Source organism: Micromonospora sp. AMSO1212t (genome assembly GCF_008868145.1).
Taxonomy (GTDB): domain Bacteria; phylum Actinomycetota; class Actinomycetes; order Mycobacteriales; family Micromonosporaceae; genus Micromonospora; species Micromonospora tulbaghiae.
Map to the genome: position 1 here is coordinate 49,951 of NZ_WBKS01000005.1, position 19,123 is coordinate 69,073.

The 19,123-nt window shown below is 73.5% G+C and carries 21 protein-coding genes and 1 tRNA gene; 14 read left to right on the top strand and 8 right to left on the bottom strand.

Going from position 1 to position 19,123, the window contains the following annotated elements:
* Positions 1-28: 28 nt before the first annotated feature.
* On the bottom strand, positions 29-1,648 hold the full coding sequence (locus tag F8279_RS02605; protein WP_091413306.1) for a hypothetical protein: 1,620 nt from the start codon (positions 1,646-1,648) through the stop codon (positions 29-31).
* A gap of 101 nt (positions 1,649-1,749) precedes the next feature.
* Positions 1,750-2,628 (bottom strand): 3'(2'),5'-bisphosphate nucleotidase CysQ, encoded by an 879-nt coding sequence (locus F8279_RS02610; RefSeq protein ID WP_091413304.1) that lies wholly within the window; start codon positions 2,626-2,628, stop codon positions 1,750-1,752.
* A gap of 197 nt (positions 2,629-2,825) precedes the next feature.
* Between F8279_RS02610 and F8279_RS02615 the strand changes: the two genes are divergently transcribed.
* Positions 2,826-3,920 (top strand): PLP-dependent aminotransferase family protein, encoded by a 1,095-nt coding sequence (locus F8279_RS02615; protein ID WP_091413302.1) that lies wholly within the window; start codon positions 2,826-2,828, stop codon positions 3,918-3,920.
* Positions 3,921-4,276: 356 nt separating this feature from the next.
* Positions 4,277-5,425: a magnesium/cobalt transporter CorA gene (gene corA / locus F8279_RS02620; RefSeq protein ID WP_091413300.1), complete on the top strand. Its 1,149-nt coding sequence runs from the start codon at positions 4,277-4,279 to the stop codon at positions 5,423-5,425.
* A 104-nt stretch (positions 5,426-5,529) separates the two neighbouring features.
* On the opposite strand, the gene F8279_RS02625 is transcribed toward corA, so the two are convergent.
* Positions 5,530-6,387, bottom strand: coding sequence for a hypothetical protein (locus F8279_RS02625; protein ID WP_091413298.1), 858 nt, complete (start codon positions 6,385-6,387; stop codon positions 5,530-5,532).
* An 84-nt stretch (positions 6,388-6,471) separates the two neighbouring features.
* On the opposite strand from F8279_RS02625, the gene F8279_RS02630 reads away from it, so the two are divergent.
* Together F8279_RS02630 and F8279_RS02635 are read left to right on the top strand one after the other, a co-directional pair.
* Complete coding sequence (locus tag F8279_RS02630; RefSeq protein WP_091413296.1) at positions 6,472-7,002, top strand: peptidylprolyl isomerase; 531 nt, start codon at positions 6,472-6,474, stop codon at positions 7,000-7,002.
* Between the two features lie 25 nt (positions 7,003-7,027).
* The gene (locus F8279_RS02635) at positions 7,028-7,969 is read left to right on the top strand and encodes a rhomboid family intramembrane serine protease (protein ID WP_175438577.1); all 942 of its coding nucleotides are present in this window, start codon (positions 7,028-7,030) and stop codon (positions 7,967-7,969) included.
* 11 nt (positions 7,970-7,980) lie between these two features.
* On the opposite strand, the gene F8279_RS02640 is transcribed toward F8279_RS02635, so the two are convergent.
* On the bottom strand, positions 7,981-8,412 hold the full coding sequence (locus F8279_RS02640; RefSeq protein ID WP_192580605.1) for a PH domain-containing protein: 432 nt from the start codon (positions 8,410-8,412) through the stop codon (positions 7,981-7,983).
* A 100-nt stretch (positions 8,413-8,512) separates the two neighbouring features.
* On the opposite strand from F8279_RS02640, the gene F8279_RS02645 reads away from it, so the two are divergent.
* The 6 genes from F8279_RS02645 (at position 8,513) to F8279_RS02670 (ending at position 13,916) form a co-directional block, all read left to right on the top strand.
* Complete coding sequence (locus F8279_RS02645; RefSeq protein WP_091413294.1) at positions 8,513-9,685, top strand: acetyl-CoA C-acyltransferase; 1,173 nt, start codon at positions 8,513-8,515, stop codon at positions 9,683-9,685.
* 108 nt (positions 9,686-9,793) lie between these two features.
* Positions 9,794-10,306 (top strand): hypothetical protein, encoded by a 513-nt coding sequence (locus F8279_RS02650; protein ID WP_091413291.1) that lies wholly within the window; start codon positions 9,794-9,796, stop codon positions 10,304-10,306.
* A gap of 67 nt (positions 10,307-10,373) precedes the next feature.
* Positions 10,374-11,057 carry a response regulator transcription factor gene (locus F8279_RS02655; protein ID WP_091413289.1) on the top strand — a complete coding sequence of 228 codons (684 nt, stop codon included), beginning with the start codon at positions 10,374-10,376 and terminating at the stop codon, positions 11,055-11,057.
* Complete coding sequence (locus F8279_RS02660; RefSeq protein ID WP_151498969.1) at positions 11,050-12,480, top strand: sensor histidine kinase KdpD; 1,431 nt, start codon at positions 11,050-11,052, stop codon at positions 12,478-12,480. Before F8279_RS02655 ends, F8279_RS02660 begins: the two co-directional genes overlap by 8 nt.
* Positions 12,481-12,538: 58 nt before the next feature.
* A complete protein-coding gene (locus F8279_RS02665; protein ID WP_091413285.1) occupies positions 12,539-13,126 on the top strand; it encodes a hypothetical protein in 588 nt (195 codons plus the stop codon).
* A gap of 79 nt (positions 13,127-13,205) precedes the next feature.
* On the top strand, positions 13,206-13,916 hold the full coding sequence (locus F8279_RS02670) for a glycosyltransferase family 2 protein (protein WP_091413283.1): 711 nt from the start codon (positions 13,206-13,208) through the stop codon (positions 13,914-13,916).
* 70 nt (positions 13,917-13,986) lie between these two features.
* Here F8279_RS02670 and F8279_RS02675 read toward each other — a convergent pair whose 3' ends face one another.
* Entirely contained in the window at positions 13,987-14,862 is an 876-nt protein-coding gene (locus F8279_RS02675; protein WP_175438620.1) for a transketolase family protein, read from the bottom strand.
* A gap of 14 nt (positions 14,863-14,876) precedes the next feature.
* Positions 14,877-15,560, bottom strand: a complete 684-nt coding sequence (locus tag F8279_RS02680; RefSeq protein ID WP_091413279.1) for a transketolase — start codon at positions 15,558-15,560, stop codon at positions 14,877-14,879.
* A gap of 46 nt (positions 15,561-15,606) precedes the next feature.
* On the opposite strand from F8279_RS02680, the gene soxR reads away from it, so the two are divergent.
* Complete coding sequence (gene soxR / locus F8279_RS02685) at positions 15,607-16,059, top strand: redox-sensitive transcriptional activator SoxR (RefSeq protein WP_091413277.1); 453 nt, start codon at positions 15,607-15,609, stop codon at positions 16,057-16,059.
* A gap of 3 nt (positions 16,060-16,062) precedes the next feature.
* Here the strand turns inward: soxR and F8279_RS02690 are convergent, their stop codons facing one another.
* The gene (locus tag F8279_RS02690) at positions 16,063-17,037 is read right to left on the bottom strand and encodes an NAD(P)H-quinone oxidoreductase (RefSeq protein ID WP_151498970.1); all 975 of its coding nucleotides are present in this window, start codon (positions 17,035-17,037) and stop codon (positions 16,063-16,065) included.
* A 9-nt stretch (positions 17,038-17,046) separates the two neighbouring features.
* Entirely contained in the window at positions 17,047-17,586 is a 540-nt protein-coding gene (locus F8279_RS02695; RefSeq protein ID WP_225853089.1) for an AAA family ATPase, read from the bottom strand.
* Between the two features lie 96 nt (positions 17,587-17,682).
* Here F8279_RS02695 and F8279_RS02700 point away from each other — a divergent pair.
* From F8279_RS02700 to F8279_RS02710, 3 genes are all read left to right on the top strand, one after another.
* Positions 17,683-17,772, top strand: a tRNA-Ser gene (locus F8279_RS02700).
* A gap of 59 nt (positions 17,773-17,831) precedes the next feature.
* Positions 17,832-18,521: a DNA alkylation repair protein gene (locus F8279_RS02705; protein ID WP_091413273.1), complete on the top strand. Its 690-nt coding sequence runs from the start codon at positions 17,832-17,834 to the stop codon at positions 18,519-18,521.
* 40 nt (positions 18,522-18,561) lie between these two features.
* The gene (locus tag F8279_RS02710; RefSeq protein ID WP_091413270.1) at positions 18,562-19,095 is read left to right on the top strand and encodes a YbhB/YbcL family Raf kinase inhibitor-like protein; all 534 of its coding nucleotides are present in this window, start codon (positions 18,562-18,564) and stop codon (positions 19,093-19,095) included.
* Positions 19,096-19,123 lie beyond the last annotated feature (28 nt).

A 19,123-nucleotide genomic window follows, 5' to 3' on the forward strand; every position in this document is an offset into this window, starting at 1 on the left:
CCCGCCCGTTGCCGTTCCGTCGCCGGGGTCAGGCCGTGCAGAAGGACTTCCACGCCTGGATGCTCGGCTGGTCGAGCAGCCGGAAGTCGCCCTGGCTGACCGTCTGGTTGTAGTACGCCACGAACTCCGGCCGCTGGCCGTTGAGGAAGCCGGTCATCGACCGGATCCAGGCCGCCCGGCCGGTGCCCGAGTCACCCGGGACCAGGTCGCTGCCGGTCTCCGCGACGCCCCACGGCTTGCCGAGCGCCTTGGACTTGCTGATCATCGCGCCGTAGATCTCCTGCGGCGGGGCGTACCGCTTCCACTTGGCGCCCCAGTTGTAGCAGTCCCAGCCGAGCGCCTCGATCACGTCGCCGCCGGGGTAGAAGGCGTCGAAGCTGCGCCCGGACTTCGGGTCGAGCGTCCAGCACATCAGGATCAGCGTGTTGATCAGCTTGGGGTTGCCCGTCCGGTCGGCCAGGCCGGCGATCCGCTTCCACGCCGTCCGGTACGCCGCCGTGCTGAACGCGCCGCGCTCGACGTCGTCCTCCGGCTCGTGGAAGTACGACCAGTAGACGTTGTGCTCGCGCGGGATCGAGGCGAACCAGGACGTCAGACGGGAGTCGAACTTGCCGGTGTTGACCTCCTGCGGTGACGCCTTGAACGACACCACCACGGTCCGGTCCACCACGTCGGCCCGGCTGCCGGACCAGGCCGGCGGCAGGCCGGGGAAGAAGATCCGGGCCATCCGCAGCTTGCCGAAGGTCCGGTCGGACCGGGCCAGCGCCTGGCCGAAGGTCTCCCCGTTCTGCACGCCGATGGAGGCGCCGGGCAGCGTCAGTCGCGTACCGGTGAAGCCCGGGCCGGCGGCCGCGGAGGCCGACGGACGCGCCGAGGGCTTGCCACCGAGGCCCTGGTCGGCGCCCGGGGACGCCGGGCCGGAGGTGGCCGGCGTGCCCGGGCCCATCGAGGTCGCCGGCCCGACCGAGCCCGGCGTCCCGCCTGCCTGCCGGTCCGTCGAGTCGGGTCGCAGCGCGGCCACCGCGACCCCGCTGCCGGTCACGGCCACGACCACGGCCGCGGCGATGGCGACGCGCCAGCGCCGCCGGGAGCCGCCGGGTGACGGTGCGGGCACCGGGGCGAGCGGCGGCGTGGGCGGCCGGCCCGGCCCACCGGTGGCCGGTCCGTGCGGAACGTCCACCGGGGGCGGTCCGGTCAGGGTGGCGGTCGCCGTGGTGCCCGCCCCCCAGCCCGCCTCGCCCGCCGGTGCGCCCCGACCAGTGTCGCCGGCCGGTCCGGTCCGGCCGGATCCGTCGTGCGGACTCCAGGCGGTGTGGCCGCCCGCCGCCGGGCCGGCCTGCGTGGCCCAGTCGTCGTGCGGCTCACCCTGCGGCCAGGCTCCGTCCTGCTGCGGCGCCCAGCCGTTCGTCGTGCCGGGCGCGGCGTCCCAGCCGGCCGGGTCGTGCCCTGGCCCGTCGTGGTGACCGGCGTCGTGCCGGTCGCGCTCGGGCCAGGGCAGGTCACCGCCCGGCCGGGCCGGTGCTGGCGGCGTGCTCTCGGCCTCCGGCCAGGGCAGCGAAGGGCCGCCCATCTGGCGCGGAATGTCCTGACCCGGCCACAGGCCGGTCGGCTGCCCGAAGGCATTGTGCGGCTCTCGGTCGGCCGGCATGACCCTCCCTGGCTGTCGGCGGCCCGTGGTCGGGGCTCAGATCGCCACGCATTCCTGTCTGACGATAACCCTCATCCACCTGGCCGTATGTACCCTGACACTCAGCCGAACGCCTCACCCTGGTTGTCGGTGACGGTCGAAGCGGGCATCTCGACCCCGGTCCGGGCGATCGCGTCGAGCAACTGGTCGGCCAGTTCGGGCCGGCAGACCAGCAGATCGGGCAGGCGCGGGTCGGCGCGGTTGTAGCGCAGCGGCGAACCGTCGATCCGGGACGCGTGCATGCCCGCGCCCAGCGCCACGGCGACCGGGGCGGCGCTGTCCCACTCGTACTGACCGCCCGCGTGGACGTACGCGTCGACCTCACCGGTCACCACCGCGCACACCTTCACACCGGCGGAACCCATCGGCACGGCGGTGGCGCCCAGCATCTCGACCAGCTCGCCGACGAACGCGGGCGGGCGGCTGCGGCTCACCGCGATCCGGATCGCGCCGTCGGACGGCTTCGGCTGCGGGCAGGTGGTGCCGAGCACGAGCGGCGTACCGTCCACCGTGGTCCGGGCCGGCATGCCCACCGCGCCGGCGACCAGGGCGCCGTCGGGGGCGGCGGAGCGCTGCCAGAGCGCCACGTGCACCGCCCAGTCGTCCCGCCCCTCCTCGGAGAACTCGCGCGTGCCGTCCAGCGGGTCGATGATCCAGACCCGGTCCGCCTCGTGCCGGGGTGCGCGCTCGCCGTCCGCCCAGGCGCGACGTGAGTCGGCCTCCTCCTCGGAGAGCACCGCGTCGGCCGGCCGCAGCCGGGCCAGCGCCGCAGTCATCAGCTCGTGCGACGCGCGGTCGCCGGCGTCCTTGAGCGCCTTCGGGTCGGCGAAGCCCTGCCGGTCCCGCAGCGCGGTGAGCGCCCTGCCGGCCTCGGTCGCCAGCCACTGCGCGAACCGCTGGTCGTCGAGCCGTCCCGCCTCGTCCTCGGTCACGAGCCCCATCCCTTGTTCTCCGGGTCTGCCGCGACCCGTCATCCTTCGGCGTCCGGTCGGACCGGCGCCAGCGTCCGTCGGATCGTAGACAGTCGCGAGGTGGTCTCGGATCCCCCGGACGCACCAGTGCCCCGGCCGGCCGCCCGCATGTTGAACTTCGCGTGTATCGCGGTCGGACCCGCCGGGCCAGGCCCTAGGCTCTGCGCATGACCGCCGAGCAGCTGATCTCGTTCGCCCGTGGCGCGCCTTCGCTGGACATCGTCGATGTCGAGGGGCTCAAGGCCGCCGCCGTCCGCGCCTTCGACGCCGACCCCGCCGGGGTCACCGCGTACGGCACCTCCGTCGGCTACCCGCCCTTGCGGAAGTGGATCGCCGAGAAGCACGGTGTCGAGGCGGACCAGGTGCTGATCACCAACGGCTCGTTGCAGGCCGACGCCTTCCTCTTCGACCACCTGGTCCGCCGGGGCGACGCGGTGGTGGTCGAGCGCCCGACGTACGACCGTACGCTGCTCAACCTCAAGCAGATGGGCGGCGAGGTGCACGGCGTGACGATCCAGCCGGACGGCCTGGACACCGCCGAGCTGCGCAAGTTGCTGGAGTCCGGGGTGCGGCCGCGGCTGGCGCACGTGATCCCCAACTACCAGAACCCGGCGGGCGTGACCCTCTCCCTGGAGAAGCGTCGTGAGCTGCTGGACCTGGCCGCCGAGTACGACTTCACGATCTTCGAGGACGACCCGTACGCGGACATCCGGTTCCGGGGCGAGCCGCTGCCCTCGATGCTGTCGATGGACACCCGGGGCGTGGTGGTGCACGCCTCCAGCTTCACCAAGACGGTCTGCCCGGGCGTGCGGGTCGGCTACCTGGTCGGCCCGGCCGAGCTGATCGCGGCGATCGCGAAGCGGGCGACCAACCTCTACATCTCACCCGGCATGGTGGCCCAGGCGATCGTGCACCAGTTCTGCGTCTCCGGCGCGATCGACGAGTCGATCCGGACGGTCCGTTCGGCGCTCGGCGAGCGGTCGGCGGTGCTGGCCGAGTCGCTGCGCCGGCACATTCCGGAGGCCCGGTTCGTGGAGCCGGACGGCGGCTACTTCCTCTGGGTGGAGCTGCCCGAGGACGTCGAGGTCGACCGGCTCGCCCCGGCCGCCGCCGAGCGCGGCGTAGCCGTGGTGAAGGGCAGCGACTTCATGGTCGACGGCGGCCGGCACGCGCTGCGCCTGGCGTACTCGGCGGTGACCGCGGACCGGATCGACGAGGGCGTGCGGCGTCTGGCCGAGGCGATGGCCGCCGTACGCGGCTGATTTTCTGTCGGGTTTCTGACAAAAGCGCCCTGCTGGCCGGTTCGGCTCTCCCGCTGAACCGGCCGGCAGCCCACAATGCTGCGAGTGCCGCTCACCTTTTGTCGGTGACCGGCCCGTACGCCCGGGTGGCCGCCGGCCGCCCCGGCCGGGCCGGCGGCACGCCCAGCATCACTCCCGCCCCCAAGGGGTGCCGGGTGGGCCGTGTCGCCCCTCACCCCCCTGACGCGGCCCGGCCCGCCCGGCGCCGCCGCGTGACGCCCGTCGCAACCGCCAGTACCCCGCACCCGCGCCCGCGCTGCGCTTCCCGCCGGTCGGCGTAACCTGCAAGCCGCAGCTCTAGGGGAAGGGGGCGAGAGATGACGGACCGGGTGGCACGCGACCGAACCGCCGGCACCGACGGCAGCCGGGCACTGCGCCCCCGCGCCTGGTCGGCCCCGGTACGCGCGATGTCCCGCATCCTCAACGCCGACGGCTCCCCGCGTACGGCCCAGCCGGCCGGTCCGGAGCGCAGCGGGATCGTCGACTGCGGGCTGTACGTCGACGGCGAGCGCCGCCCCGGGCACCCCCAGTACGCCGAGGCCCTGGCCGCCGCCCGGCAGGAGCAGGACGGCTTCGTCTGGCTCGGCCTGCACGAGCCGGATCTGGCCGAGATGACCGAGATCGCCGCCACGTTCGGCCTGCACGAGCTGGCCGTGGAGGACGCGGTCAAGGCCCAGCAGCGTCCGAAGCTGGAGCACTTCGGCGAGATCGTCTTCCTGGTGCTGCGCACCGCCCGCTACTGCGAGCACGCCGAGCTGACCGAGAACTCCGAGGTGGTGGAGACCGGCCAGGTGATGCTCTTCATCGGGCCGCACTTCGTGATCAGCGTCCGGCACGGTGACGCCTGCCGGCTGGCGCCGGTGCGCGCCGACCTGGAGGCGAAGCGGGACCTGCTGCGGCAGGGCCCCTGGGCGGTGGCGTACGCGATCACCGACCGCGTGGTGGACCTCTACCTGGAGGTGGCCGACCGGCTGGAGGACGACCTCGACGTGCTGGAGGCGGACGTCTTCGACCGGCAGAGCAGCGGCCGGATCCAGCGGATCTACCAGATGAAGCGGGAGCTGGTCGAGTTCAAGCGGGCGGTGGCGCCGTTGCAGCGCCCGCTGATGACGCTCACCTCGCAGGTCAACCGCGCGGTGCCGCAGGAGGTGCGGCGCTACTTCCGCGACGTGCAGGACCACCTCAGCCGCACGGTCGAGCAGGTGAACTCCTACGACGACCTGCTCAACTCGATCCTCCAGGCCCGGCTGGCCCAGGTCACCGTCGACCAGAACAACGACATGCGCAAGATCGCCGCCTGGGCCGCGATCGGTGCGGTGTGGACGGCGATCGCCGGCATCTACGGCATGAACTTCGACAACATGCCCGAGCTGAAGTGGACGTACGGCTATCCCGGCGTCTGGGCGCTGATGCTCGCGGCGTCCTTCACGCTCTACCGTCTGTTCCGCCGCAACGGCTGGCTGTAACCGCCGCGCCACTGCGGGCCGCCGCGGACCCGCCGCCCGGTACACGCGGAAGCGCCGGCCACGCGGGGTGTCCCGCGTGCCGGCGCTGATCCGACGGTACGAGGTCAGCGGCGACCGCTGGCCTTCGCGGCGTTCTTGCCGGCCTGCACAGCCTTGGTGATGTCGTCGGCCGGGCGGCCGGAGACGTCCCGGGCGCCCTCGGCGACGGAGGGGACCTGGTCGTTCGGGTGGATCACCGGCTGGCTGCCGGAGGTGGCGGTCGACGCGCTGCTGCCCTTGGCCACCGCCGAGGAACCGGCGCCGGTCGGACCGGCCTGCGTCACCTTCGCGCTCGCGTCCGGGGTCTCCACCACGATCGTGTCCACGTCCTCCCGCATCGGCTCCAGCTTGTCGCGACCGGTCGCGCCGAGCGTGCCCGTCGCGCCGAGCGTGCCCGTCGCGCCGAGCGTGCCGGTCGGGTCGTACTCGGCCCACTCCTGCTGCTCGCGGCGGCGGCGCATGGCCATCGCACCGGCCAGACCGGCGACGGTGCCGGCCACCAGCAGGCCCGCGGTCATGCCCCGCGACCTGCGCTGCTTCTTCTTTCCGGCCTTCATGTTCTTCGCCTTCTTCGTCATCGCGGACTGCTTCGCGGCCATCACCTTGCGGCCGCTCGACGCCTTGCCGGCGGCCTCGACCCGGGCGTTGCGCACGGCCAGCAGCACCGGCGCGACCGCCGCGGCGGTCGACGCGAACCCACTGGAGGCGCGGTCCCGGACCAGGACCGCGGTCGGCGCGACGGCGACCCGGGCTGCCTGGACCCGCGGGCCGACAGTGGCGCCGGCACCCTTCGCCGCGTGCGTGGCGGCCTGCCTCAGGTGACCGATGCCCTGGTTCAGCTCGACCTTGGCGAGCTGGCCCTGGGTCTTTCGCCGCCCGATTCCAAACACGGTCCCACCTCCTGGGAGTTGTTCCTTCGTCATCCTCCACCTTCGAATGCCTCCGCATGGCCAGATCGGGCACATGGGAGGATCCGCAAGGAACTGAACTACGAGTGAGGAGTACCCGTGGCCGAGGCTGTCTACGCCACCTTGCACACCAACGCCGGCCCGATCCGGCTGGAGCTCTTCCCGAACCACGCGCCGAAGACCGTCCGCAACTTCGTGGAGCTGGCCGAGGGCACCCGGGAGTACATCGATCCGCGTACCGGTCAGCCGGGCAGCGGGCCGTACTACGACGGCACCGTCTCGCACCGCGTGATCAGCGGTTTCATGATTCAGATGGGCGACCCGACCGGCACCGGCCGCGGTGGCCCGGGCTACAAGTTCGCCGACGAGTTCCACCCGGAGCTGCGCTTCGACCGGCCGTATCTGCTGGCGATGGCGAACGCCGGGCCGGGCACCAACGGTTCCCAGTTCTTCATCACGGTGTCGCCCACGCCACACCTGAACAACCGGCACACCATCTTCGGTCAGGTGGCCGACGAGCAGTCGGTGAAGGTGGTCGACTCGATCGCCAACACCCCGACCGGTCCGAGCGACCGGCCGATCCAGGACGTGGTGATCGAGCGGGTCGAGATCGAGCACAAGCAGTCCTGAGCGGTACGCGGGTACCTTTGCTCGCATGACTGAGCGCTCCGGCCAGCCAGGCGACGCCACCGGGGGTCCGGTGCCGACCACCCCGGTCTGCTACCGGCACCCCGGCCGGGAGACCTACATCCGGTGCAGTCGATGCGATCGGCCGATCTGCACCGAGTGCATGCGGGACGCCTCCGTCGGGCACCAGTGCCCGGAGTGCGTCGCCGAGGGCCGCCGCAGCGTGCGGCCGGCGCGTACCGCCTTCGGTGGCGGTGCCGCCGGCCGCCAGGGCAACGTCACCAAGGCGCTGATCGCGCTGAACGTGGTGATGATGCTGCTGTCCGTCCTCTCGGCGCGCAGCGGGACCGCCGTGGCCGGTGGCGGCCTGGGCGGCCTGATGGGCAGCGGGACGCCGCTCACCGAGTGGGGGGCGGTGCTCGGCCTGGCGCGCTTCCCCGACGGGCATGTCGGCGGGGTGGCCGACGGCGAGTGGTACCGGCTCGTCACCGCCATGTTCCTGCATTACGGCGTGCTGCACCTGCTGCTGAACATGTGGGCGCTCTGGGTGCTCGGCCGGACGCTGGAGGCGGTGCTCGGGCCGCTGCGCTTCCTGGCGCTCTACCTGCTCGCCGGGCTGGGTGGCAATGTGGCGGCCTACGTCTTCACCGAGCCGAACCGGTTCACGGCCGGCGCCTCCACCGCCGTCTTCGGCCTGTTCGCCGCCGTCTTCGTGATCATGCGGCGGCTCGGCCGGGACACGTCGGCGATCGTGCCGATCCTGGTGATCAACCTGATCTTCACGTTCACCGTGCCGAGCATCTCGGTGGCCGGTCACCTCGGCGGGTTGGTCGTGGGCGCCCTGGTGGCACTGGTCCTGGCGTACGCCCCACGGTCGCGGCGGACCGTGTTCCAGGTGGCGGGCTGCGCGATCGTGCTGGTCGCGTTGATCGGCCTGACGCTCGTCCGGACCGCCGCCCTGCTCGGCTGAGCCGAGCGGTCTCAGCGCGCGGGGCGGGCCTCGGTCAGCGCCGCGGCCACCTCGTCCAGCGGGGCGTCCAGGTCGCGGCGGCCGAACAGGTGCAGCGACTCCCCGGCGTCGATCTCCAGCGTCTCGGCGGTGATCCCGCGTCGGGCGCGCCGGTCCAGGCGGATCGCCTCCACCGCGTCCCACGGCAGGCGGCGCCGCCCGGCGAACCCCCGCAGCACGGTGAGCCCGTCCGGGTCGACGGCGAGGCGGATCGGTGCGACCACGTCGCGCAGCGCCCAGCCGAGCAGGCCGGCGGCGGCCAGCCCGGCGAGCGCCGGACGGACCGGGTCGCCGGCGGCGAAGACCAGCCCCAGGGCGACGAGCGCGAGCGCGCCGACCGCCTTGATCACCGGCACTTCGCGCGGCACCCGCCACTGCCGGACCGGCGGCGACTGTGGATCCATCCGCCCAGCATGCCAGCCGCACCTGCCGCACGCCGGGGGGAGGACGACCGGTCCGGTCAGCACGTAGGATCGGGGCAAGCGAGGTTACCGGGGAGTAGACATGAGTGACGCGGTCATCGTCGGCGCGGTACGGACCCCGGTCGGGCGGCGCAAGGGCAGCCTCGCCGGAGTGCACCCGGTCGACCTCTCGGCGCACGTGCTGCGCGCGCTCGCCGAGCGCACCGGCATCGACCCGGGCCAGGTCGACGACGTGGTGTGGGGCTGCGTGTCGCAGGTCGGCGAGCAGTCCTGGAACGTGGCCCGCAACGCCGTGCTCGCCGCCGGCTGGCCGGAGTCGGTCCCGGGCACCACGCTCGACCGCCAGTGCGGGTCGAGCCAGCAGGCGCTGCACTTCGCCGCCGCGACGGTCCTCTCCGGCCAGGCCGACCTGGTCGTGGCCGGTGGCGTCGAGTCGATGACCCGGGTGCCGATGGGCTCCAGCGTCGCCGGCGGCATGCCGTTCAGCGCGGCGATCCTGGAGCGCTACCGCGGCGTCGAGGGCGTCGCTGCGGACTCGCCACTGCCGTTCAACCAGGGCGTCGGGGCCGAGCTGATCGCACAGCGGTGGCGCTTCTCGCGTACCCAGCTCGACGAGTTCGCGCTGGCCAGCCACGAGAAGGCGGCCGCCGCGCAGGACGCGGGCGCGTTCGAGGCCGAGCTGGCGCCGGTGGCGCTCGCCGACGGCGGCAAGTTCTCCGCCGACGAGGGCATCCGCCGCGACACCTCGCTGGCCAAGCTCGGCGAGCTGGCCACCCCGTTCCGCGCCGACGGCGTGGTCACCGCCGGGTCCGCGTCGCAGATCTCCGACGGCGCCGCCGCGCTCGCGGTCACCACAGCCGAGTGGGCCAGCCGGCACGGCCTGCGCCCGCTGGCCCGGGTGCACACCGCAGTGGTCGCCGCCGACGACCCGGTCACCATGCTCACCGCGCCGATCCCGGCCACCGCGAAGGCGCTGCGCCGCGCGGGGCTGGGCATCGAGGAGATCGGGGTGTACGAGGTGAACGAGGCGTTCGCCCCGGTGCCGCTGGCGTGGCTGGCCGAGACCGAGGCGGACCCGGAGCGGCTCAACCCCCGGGGCGGGGCGATCGCGCTCGGTCACCCGCTCGGCGGGTCCGGCGCGCGGATCATGACCACGATGCTCCAGCACATGCGGGACAACGGCATCCGCTACGGCCTCCAGACCATGTGCGAGGGTGGTGGCATGGCCAACGCCACGATCGTCGAGCTGCTCTGATCCGACCGGCGGCCGGTGTCGCACCGCTGGTGCGACTTGCACGTGTGGAAGTTCCAGAAATCGGGCGTGACCCATATCACCCCTGGTCATCGGCTCGTTGGACCGGGCATGGACGTGTTCTCGCGAACGTTCCTTCCGGCCGCCGCCGAGACCGGCCTGGCGACCCAGACCGTCACCCGGCACATGCCGGTGTTCCGCCGGTGCGTCGGCTCCGGCGACGCGACCATCCTGCTCACCCGGTGCAGCCGCCCGGACGACCCGGTGGGCGGCGACTACCTGATGCTCCTCACCCACCGGCGGCTGGTGGTCACCCGGCAGACCCGGGTGCTGCACCGGCTGCGCCTGCACCTCAACACCGAACTGCGCGAGCTGAGCAACGTGACGTGGAGCCCCGATCCCCGCGCGCACCGCGTGGAGCTGGCGGCCACGGCGATCGACGGGGTACGCGAGCGGTTCGTCCTGCGTACCCACCACCCGAAGCAGGTGTGGCAGCTCGACGCGCTGCTCAACCACGCCTTCCGGACCCGCCTGCGTACGCCGGCCGAGCGGGTGGTGGCGACCATCGGCGAGTCGCCGGCGGCCGTCCGCCCGACGGTGCTGAGGCCCGCCCCGGCGCGCTGACGTCCTCTTACCTGATCCGAACATTTCCTGACCGGCTCGGCGGTCACCGGTCGGTCATCATGAGCCGGTGACCGCAGCCGCCCCGCCCGGGCTCGTCCTCGTGGTGGAGGACGAGCCGGCCATCGCCGACCTGGTCCGGCTCTACCTGACCCGGGACGGGTTCGGCGTACACCTGGAACGGGACGGCGAGGCCGGGCTGGCCGCCGCGCGGCGGCTGCGCCCGGTGGCCTGCGTGCTCGACATCGCGCTGCCCGGCCTGGCCGGCACCGAGATCTGCCGCCGGCTGCGCGCGGCCGGCGACTGGACTCCGGTCATCTTCCTCACCGCCCGCGACGACGAGGTGGACCGCGTCGTCGGCCTGGAACTGGGCGCTGACGACTACGTCACCAAGCCGTTCAGCCCGCGCGAGCTGCTCGCCCGGCTGCGGGCGGTGCTGCGCCGCACCGCAGGCACGCCCGCCGAGCAGCCCCGCACGCTCGGTGCCGTCACGCTCGACCCGGCCCGCCGGACGGTGACCGCCGGCGGCACGCCGGTGCAGCTCACCTCCACCGAGTTCGACCTGCTCGCCCATCTGATGGCCCGGCCCGGCCGGGTGTTCACCCGGGAGGAGCTGCTGGCGGGCGTGTGGGGGTACGCGGCGCACGCCGGCACCCGGACCGTCGACGTGCACGTGGCGCAGGTGCGGGCCAAACTCGGCCCGGACAGCGTGATCCGCACCCATCGGGGCGTCGGGTACGCCGCCGATGCCTGAGCAACCGACAGTGCCGATCCCGCGTACCGGTGCGGCTCGACCCGGCCGGCGGCCCGGGCGGACGCTCACCGCCCGCGCCGTGCTGGCCACCTGCGCGGTGGCGCTGGTGTCGGTGCTCGTCACCGCGCTGGTCGCGGTGCCTCTGGCGGTACGCGGCGCGGAGCGCCGGGACCAGGAGGCACTTGCCGCCCAGGCCCGGCTCGCCGCCGACGTGCTCCGGGTGCGGCCGGTACGCCAGCGCGACGGCGCCGGGGACCGGCTCATCCGGCAACTGCGCCAGCAGCGGATCGACGTGTACGTGATCCGGGACGGCCGGGCCGACCGGCCGGGCCTGCCCCGGCCGTTGGTGACGCGAGTGGCCGGCGGCGAGAACGTCTCCGGCCGGCGACTTGTCGAGGGGGAACGCCGGCTGGTCGAGGCGCGGTCGCTGCCCGGTGGCGACGGGGTGGTGCTGACCCGGGCCCGTAGCGCCGCGCCCTGGCGGCAGGTGCTGCGCGGACTGTGGCTGCCGCTGCTCGCCGGACTCGCCGCCGGGGCGGCCGCCGGACTGCTGCTCGCCCGCCGGCTGGCCCGGCCGATCCGTACCGCCGCCACCGCCGCCGCCCGGCTGCGCGCCGGGGACCGGGCGGTCCGGGTGCCGGTCGAGCCGCCCGACGAGGTGGCCGACCTGGCGCACGCGCTCAACGGCCTGGCCGCCGCGCTCGCCACGAGCGAGGGACGGCAGCGCGAGTTCCTGCTCTCCGTCTCGCACGAGTTGCGTACCCCGCTCACCGCGATCCGCGGCTACGCCGAGGCGCTCGCGGACGGTGTGATCGAGGCCGACGCGGTGCCGGCGACCGGCCGGACCGTGCTCGCCGAGGCCGAACACCTGGACCGGCTGGTCCGCGACCTGCTGGCACTGGCCCGGTTGGAGGCGGTCGACTTCCCCCTGGAACCGGTGCCGGTCGACCTGACCGGGCTCGCCGCCGACGCGGAGCGCAGCTGGTCCGGCCGGTGCGCGGCGCTCGGGGTGCCGTTCCGGCTGGAGACGCCGGGGGAGCCGGTGCCGGCGCACACCGATCCGGGGCGCATCCGGCAGGTTCTGGACGGGCTGCTGGAGAACGCGCTGCGGGTCGTACCGCCGGGGGCGCCGGTGGTGCTCGCGGTCCGGGCCGACGGCCCGGCGGGCGGCGGGGTGCTGGAGGTCCGGGACGGCGGACCCGGCTTCACCGACGACGACCTGCGGGTGGCGTTCGAGCGGGGCGCGCTGAACGAGCGGTACCGCGGGGTGCGCAAGGTGGGCAGCGGGCTGGGCCTGGCGCTCGCCGCCGGGCTGGTCCGCCGGCTCGGCGGGGACATCGCCGCCGGCCACGCGCCGGAGGGCGGAGCGGCCTTCACCGTCCGGGTGCCCCCGGATCCTTACGCGGCTCGAACATCGGCTTGACCGTCCCCTCGCGTCGGTGCGGAACGCTCGGATCGTCACCGCGAGGAGAGGACCACAGATGAGACGTCAGCGAATCGTCACCGGCGCCACCGCACTGCTCGCCGCCGCGGCGCTCGTGCTCGCCGGGTGCGGCGCGACCCGGTCCGGCGCGGCGCCGGACGACGGGGTCGAGGTGAGCGCCGCCCTGGGTGCGGACGGCCAGGCGCTCGCGGCGCTCGGCGTCGACGCCGGGGAACTGGACGTGGATCCGGTCGCCGCGCCGGCGCCCTCCGATACGCCGCAGGCCGGGCCGGACGGCAAGGGCGAGCGGGCGAAGGAGGGACACAAGCGGCACCGCGCCAGGGTGCTGCTGCGGCGCAACACGCTGCACGGCGAGGCAGTGGTGAAGACCAGGGACGGCGGTACGAAGACCGTCGCGGTCCAGCGCGGCGAGGTGACCGCGATCGACGAGAGGTCGATGACTGTGAAGTCCACCGACGGTTTCACGGTGACGTGGACGTTCGGTGAGAAACTGCGGGTGGTCGAGCGGCGGACCACGATCCGATCGACCGACATCAAGATCGGTACGACGGTCGGGGTGGCCGGCGCGAAGGACGGCGACCGCAGCGTGGCCCGGCTCGTGGTGGTACCACTTCGCCAGGAATAGGGTGCCTGGGCTGTCGTGACCTGAGCAATGTGCCAGGCTACGCTATGCCCCGACCTGCCATCGCCTCCGTGGAGATTCCGTGAAGCTCTCGATCCTCATGCCGGTCTACAACGAGGAAGAACGAATCGCGGATGCCCTCAAGCAGGCATTGGCGGTCGACTACCCGTGCGAGATCGAGCTCGTCGTCGTGGACGACGGCAGCCGGGACGGCACCGGCGAGATCCTCGGCCGCGTGGACGACGCCCGCCTGCGGGTGATCACCCACCAGCGCAACGCCGGTAAGGGCGCGGCCATCAAGACGGCTGTCGACAGCGCCGAGGGCGAGTACATGGTCATCCTCGACGCCGACCTGGAGTACGACCCGCAGGACATCCCGCGCCTGCTGGAGCCGGTGCTCGACGGCCGGGCGACTGTCGTCTACGGCAACCGGACCTTCGGCAGCCACAGCTCGTACAGCTTCTGGTACGTGATGGGCAACAAGGGCGTCACGCTCGCCGCGAACGTGCTCTACAACTCCTACATCGGCGACCTGGAGACCTGCTTCAAGCTGATGCCGCTGGAGCTGTACCGCTCGCTCGAGGTCCGCTCCCGTGGCTTCGGCATGGAGGCCGAGGTCACCGGCAAGCTGCTGCGCCGCCGCATCCGCCCCTACGAGGTGCCGATCAGCTACCGCGCGCGGGGCCGCGAGGAGGGCAAGAAGATCACCTGGAAGGACGGCGTCGAGGCGATCTGGATCCTGGCCCGCGAGCGCGCCCGCCGCCGCCCGGCCAATCCCGCCGCCGCGCACTGAGCCCGTACCGACGGAACCCCGCGATCCCGGCACCAGCCGAGGTCCCGGGGTTCCGTCGTGTCCGGGACGCTCAGGTGAGGAACGCGTCGACCGAGCGGCGCAGCCCGGTGGCGTCCAGGCCGTGCCAGCGTTCGTGGTCCTCGGCGCTGCCGTAGCGGCGCAGGTCCCTGCGGCCCACCCCGAGCGCCAGCAGCCGGTGCGGCCGGTCGGCCAGCGCCTCCGACACCACCCGCGCCGAGGTGCCCGCCAGGTACGGCTCGACCAGGATCACCTCGGTCGTGGCGAGCGCCCGCAGCCCGGCCGTGTCGAACGGTCGCGGCCGGTGGGTGTAGGCCACTGTGACCGGCCGGTCGGCCGTCGCCGCCACCGCCGCGTCCAGCACCGGGCCGACCGCGACCAGCAGCGGCGCGCCCGGCCCGGCGTCCCGGACCACATGCAGGTCACCTGCCCGCGGGTACGCGGCGGTGTTGCTCCGGATCGACAACCGCAGGTACGCCGAGTCCTGCCCGCACACGACGTCGCGCAGCAGCGGCCGGACCTCGTCCGGGTGCCCCGGCACGTGCACGGTCCAGCCGTCCAGTGTGTCCAGCAGCGCCACGTCCGCCGGCCCGAGGTGGGTGCGTCCCGCCGACGCGCGGTCGTACGAGCCGCCGATGCCGACGAGCACCGCGCCGACGTCCTGGTGGTCGAGGTCCAGCTTGATCTGCTCGTACGCCCGCTCGACCAGGAACGGGGCGTAGCTGTGCACGATCGGCCGCTGCCCGGTCAGCGCCAGCCCTCCGGCCACCCCGATCATCAACTGTTCCCGGATGCCCACGTTGATCACCCGGTCCGGGTACCGGGCGGCGGCCGGCTCGAACGCGGCGGCGGAGATGTCGGCGAGCACGACTGTCGTACGCGGATCGGCGAGCACCTCCTCGGTGCTTGTCACGAACGCGTCCCGCATGGTGCTGGTCATGCTCACTCCCCGTCCGTGACGACCGCGACGACGACGTGCGGCCGGTGATCGTCGTGCCCGGTGAGGGCGCCGTGCAGGGCGTCGTGGTCGCGCCCGTCGACGGTGGCGGCGCTCCACCCGTTCACCGTGAACCGGCTCGCCGCACCACCCGGCCAGCCGTACGTGGCCGAGCGGTTGTCCAGCACGATCGCTGTCAGGTTGCCCAGCCCGGTCGCGCCCGCGTACGCGATCGCCTCGTGGTTGGAGCCCTCGTCCAGTTCGGCGTCGCCGAGCAGCACGTACACCCGGGGTCCGGTGCGGCCCTGGGCCCGCAGCCCGAGCGCGGTGCCCACGCCCAGCCCGAGCCCGTGGCCCAGCGAACCGGAACCGATCTCGACCCCCGGCACCAGCGTCCGGTCCGGGTGGTCGCCGAGCCGGCTCGCCGGGCCGCCCTGGTCGTCCAGCCACTCGGCGGGCAGGAAGCCGCGGGCGGCGAGCAGCGCGTAGTACCCGGCGACCGCGTGGCCCTTGGAGAGCAGGAAGCGGTCCCGGTCCGGGTCGGCCACGGTGGCCGGGGTGATCCGGAGCACCCGGTCGTAGAGCACCTGGAGCACGTCGAGCGTCGAGTACACGTTGGCGCCGAACTCGCGGCCGGCGCGCACCCGGTCCAGAAGCGCGCCCAAGTCGGTGGCGGTGGTCGTCGTCATACCGCTAGCCTCCGACTTGAAGCGAACTTCAACTCAAGGCCGTGTGATGCACGAAGCAACACTGACCATCGGGCAACTCGCCGACCGCAGTGGCGTCGCGCCCTCGGCGCTGCGGTACTACGAGCGGCTCGGCCTGATCCACGCCGTCCGCACCGGCGGTAACCAGCGCCGCTACGCGCGCACCGAGCTGCGCCGGGTGGCCTTCATCCGGATCTCCCAGCAGGTGGGTGTCTCGTTGGAGGAGATCCGGGCGGCGCTCGACTCGCTGCCGTCGGGGCGTACCCCCACGCCCGACGACTGGGCCGCGCTGTCCCGCGCCTGGCGGGACCGGTTGGACGAACGCATCCGGCTGCTCGGCAAGCTCCGCGACGACCTGGACGGCTGCATCGGCTGCGGCTGCCTGTCGTTGCAGCGCTGCACGCTCTACAACCCCGGCGACTCGCTCGCCGCCGAGGGGCCCGGCCCGCGCCTCATGCTCCCGCGCCCCGGCCAGGGCTGACCCTCACCGGACCAGCAGCACCTTGCCCAGGTGGTCGTTCGTCTCCACCAGGCGGTGCGCGGCGGCGGCGTCGGCCATGTCCACCCGGGCGTGCACCACCGGCCGAATCCGGCCCGCCTCCACCAGGGGCCACACCTGCTCGCGTACGCCCCGGACGATCGCCGCCTTCTCCTCGACCGGGCGGGACCGCAGCGCTGTCGCGTGCACCGCCGCGCGCTTCGTCAGCAGCATCCCCAGGTCGAGTTCGCCCTTGCGCCCGCCCTGCATGCCGATCACCACGAGCCGCCCGCCGGTCGCCAGGGCGGCCACGTTCCGGGGCAGGTAGGACGCGCCCATGATGTCGAGGATCACGTCCGCGCCCCGGCCGTCGGTGACCCGGCGTACCTCGTCGACGAAGTCCTGCTCGCGGTAGTCGATCGTGTGCGCGGCGCCCAGCTCGCGCAGCCGCTCGTGCTTGGCCGACCGGGCCGTCACCACCACTGTCGCGCCGAGCGCCACGCCGAGCTGGATCGCGAACGTGCCGATCCCGCTGCCGCCGCCGTGCACCAGCAGCGTGTCCCCCTCGACCAGGCGGGCCAGGTCCACCACGTTCGACCAGACCGTGCTGGCCACCTCCGGCAGCGCCGCCGCGTCGACCAGGTCCACCCCGGCCGGCACCGGCAGCAACTGCCCGGCCGGAACGGCGACCTGCTCGGCGTAGCCGCCGCCGGCCAGCAGCGCGCAGACCTCCTGGCCCACCGACCAGCCGGTCACGCCGGGACCGAGCGCACGCACCGTCCCCGAACACTCCAGACCGGGGTACGCGGACGCTCCCGGTGGCGGCGGGTAGTGCCCCTGCCGCTGCAACAGGTCGGCCCGGTTCACCGCGCTCGCGCGCACCTCGACGATCACCTCACCGGGGCCGGGCTCCGGATCCGGCACGTGGGTCCAGACGAGCGCCTCGGGTCCGCCGGGTTCCGTGATCGTGACTGCGCGCATGACTCAGTCTTACCCGATCTGCCCGTCGGTCCACGCGCGGGCGAGGATCTCCGTCACCGTCTCCTCCGGCGTCTGGTCGGAGGTGTCCAGCCAGAGCCCGATCCGGGGCGTGTCGGCCCGGAACTCGGCGTCCAGGTCCGCGACCGGCCAGTCGCCGTACCCGTCCTTCGACCGGTCCCGTTCGCGGACGGCGACCACCTCCGGTCGGGGCGCGAGCACCACCACGGCGAGCGGCCGGTGCCGGATCCGGCCGATCATGGCCGGCAGGTCCGCGCCGAGCACCACGTCCTGGAGTACGACTGCGAAGCCCGCGGACGCGTACCGGTCGGCGGTCGAGGCGGCCAGGTCGTAGCGGAGCCGGAGCTGCCGCAGCGCCTCTTCGGTCGGCTCGGCCGTCATGTCGGCCCGCCCGCTGACGATCATGCGGCGGAACACGTCGCCGCGCAGGTGCACCGCCCGGGGCAGCCGCCGGGCCAGCCCTTCGGCCACTGTGGACTTGCCGGCCGCCATGATTCCGCTGATCAGCACCACTGCCGGGCTCTCCCACACGCACACATTCTCGCAGGGGAGGTGGGACGGCGGCTTGCCCGGTACGGGGTTCGTGGCAGACTGGTCCCCGGTCGCGCACCCCTCGGGGGCGTGCCGGGAGGGTTCGCCTAGTGGCCGATGGCGCTGGTCTTGAAAACCGGTAAGGCAGCGATGTCTTCGTGGGTTCGAATCCCACACCCTCCGCCACTCTCACTCACCCCCGCCCGGTCGTAGGCTGCGTGACGCCGCGACGACGGGAGGCCGGGGTGGCAGAGACGACGACGGCGGCCGCGGCGATGGCCGAGCTGGCCGCGCTCGACGATCCGAAGATCCGCGCGGTCAACGAACGGCACGGCGACGACCACGGGGTCAACCTGGGCAAGCTGCGGGCGATCGCGAAGCGCCTGAAGACGCAGCAGGACCTCGCGCGCGAGCTGTGGGCGACCGGCGACAGCGCGGCCCGGCTGCTGGCGCTGCTGATCTGCCGGCCGAAGGCGTACGGGCGGGACGAGCTGGACGCGATGCTGCGCGAGGCGCGTACGCCGAAGGTGCACGACTGGCTCGTCAACTACGTGGTGAAGAAGAGCCCGCACGCCGAGTCGCTGCGCCTGGCCTGGTCGGCCGATCCCGATCCGGTGGTGGCGAGCGCCGGCTGGGCGCTCACCACCGAGCGGGTGGCGCGGAACCCGGACGGGCTGGACCTGGCCGGCCTGCTCGACGTGGTCGAGGCGGAGATGGCGGACGCGCCGGAGCGCCTCCAGTGGGCGATGAACCACTGCCTGGCGCAGATCGGGATCGAGCACGCCGCGTACCGGGAGCGTGCGATCGGGATCGGCGAGCGGCTCGGGGTGCTCAAGGACTATCCGACGCCGCCGGGCTGCACGTCCCCGTACGCGCCGGTCTGGATCAACGAGATGGTGCGCCGGCAGCACGGCGGCGCGGACAACGGGGTATGAAGGGGCGCAGGACATTCGCGTACCCGGAAGGACCGTTTCGATGACCCTGGAACGACCGATCGCGCCGGACCCGTACGAGCTGCTGCCGACGGTGCCGTCGTTCGACCTGACCAGCGACGACGTGCACAACGGCGAGCCGATGGACGCGCGGTACGCGCACGGCAGCACCGGCGGGGAGAACGTCTCCCCGCAGCTGTCCTGGTCGGGCTTCCCGGCCGAGACCAAGAGCTTCGTGGTCACCTGCTTCGACCCGGACGCCCCGACCGGCAGCGGCTTCTGGCACTGGGTGCTGGTGAACCTGCCCGCGTCCGTCACCGAGCTGCCCACCGGCGTGCGTGAGGCCGACCTGGACGGCGCGTTCAGCGTCCGCAACGACTACGGCGACACCGGCTACGGGGGCGCGGCGCCGCCGGCCGGGGACCGCCCGCACCGGTACGTGTTCGCGGTGCACGCGGTGGACGTGGACCGCCTCGACATCCCCGCCGGGGCCAGCCCGGCCTTCGTCGGCTTCAACCTGGCGTTCCACACGCTGGCGCGGGCGGTCATCCGCCCGACGTACCAGATCAAGGAGTGACCGGCGGCCGGGGGCCGTCGCGGCCCCC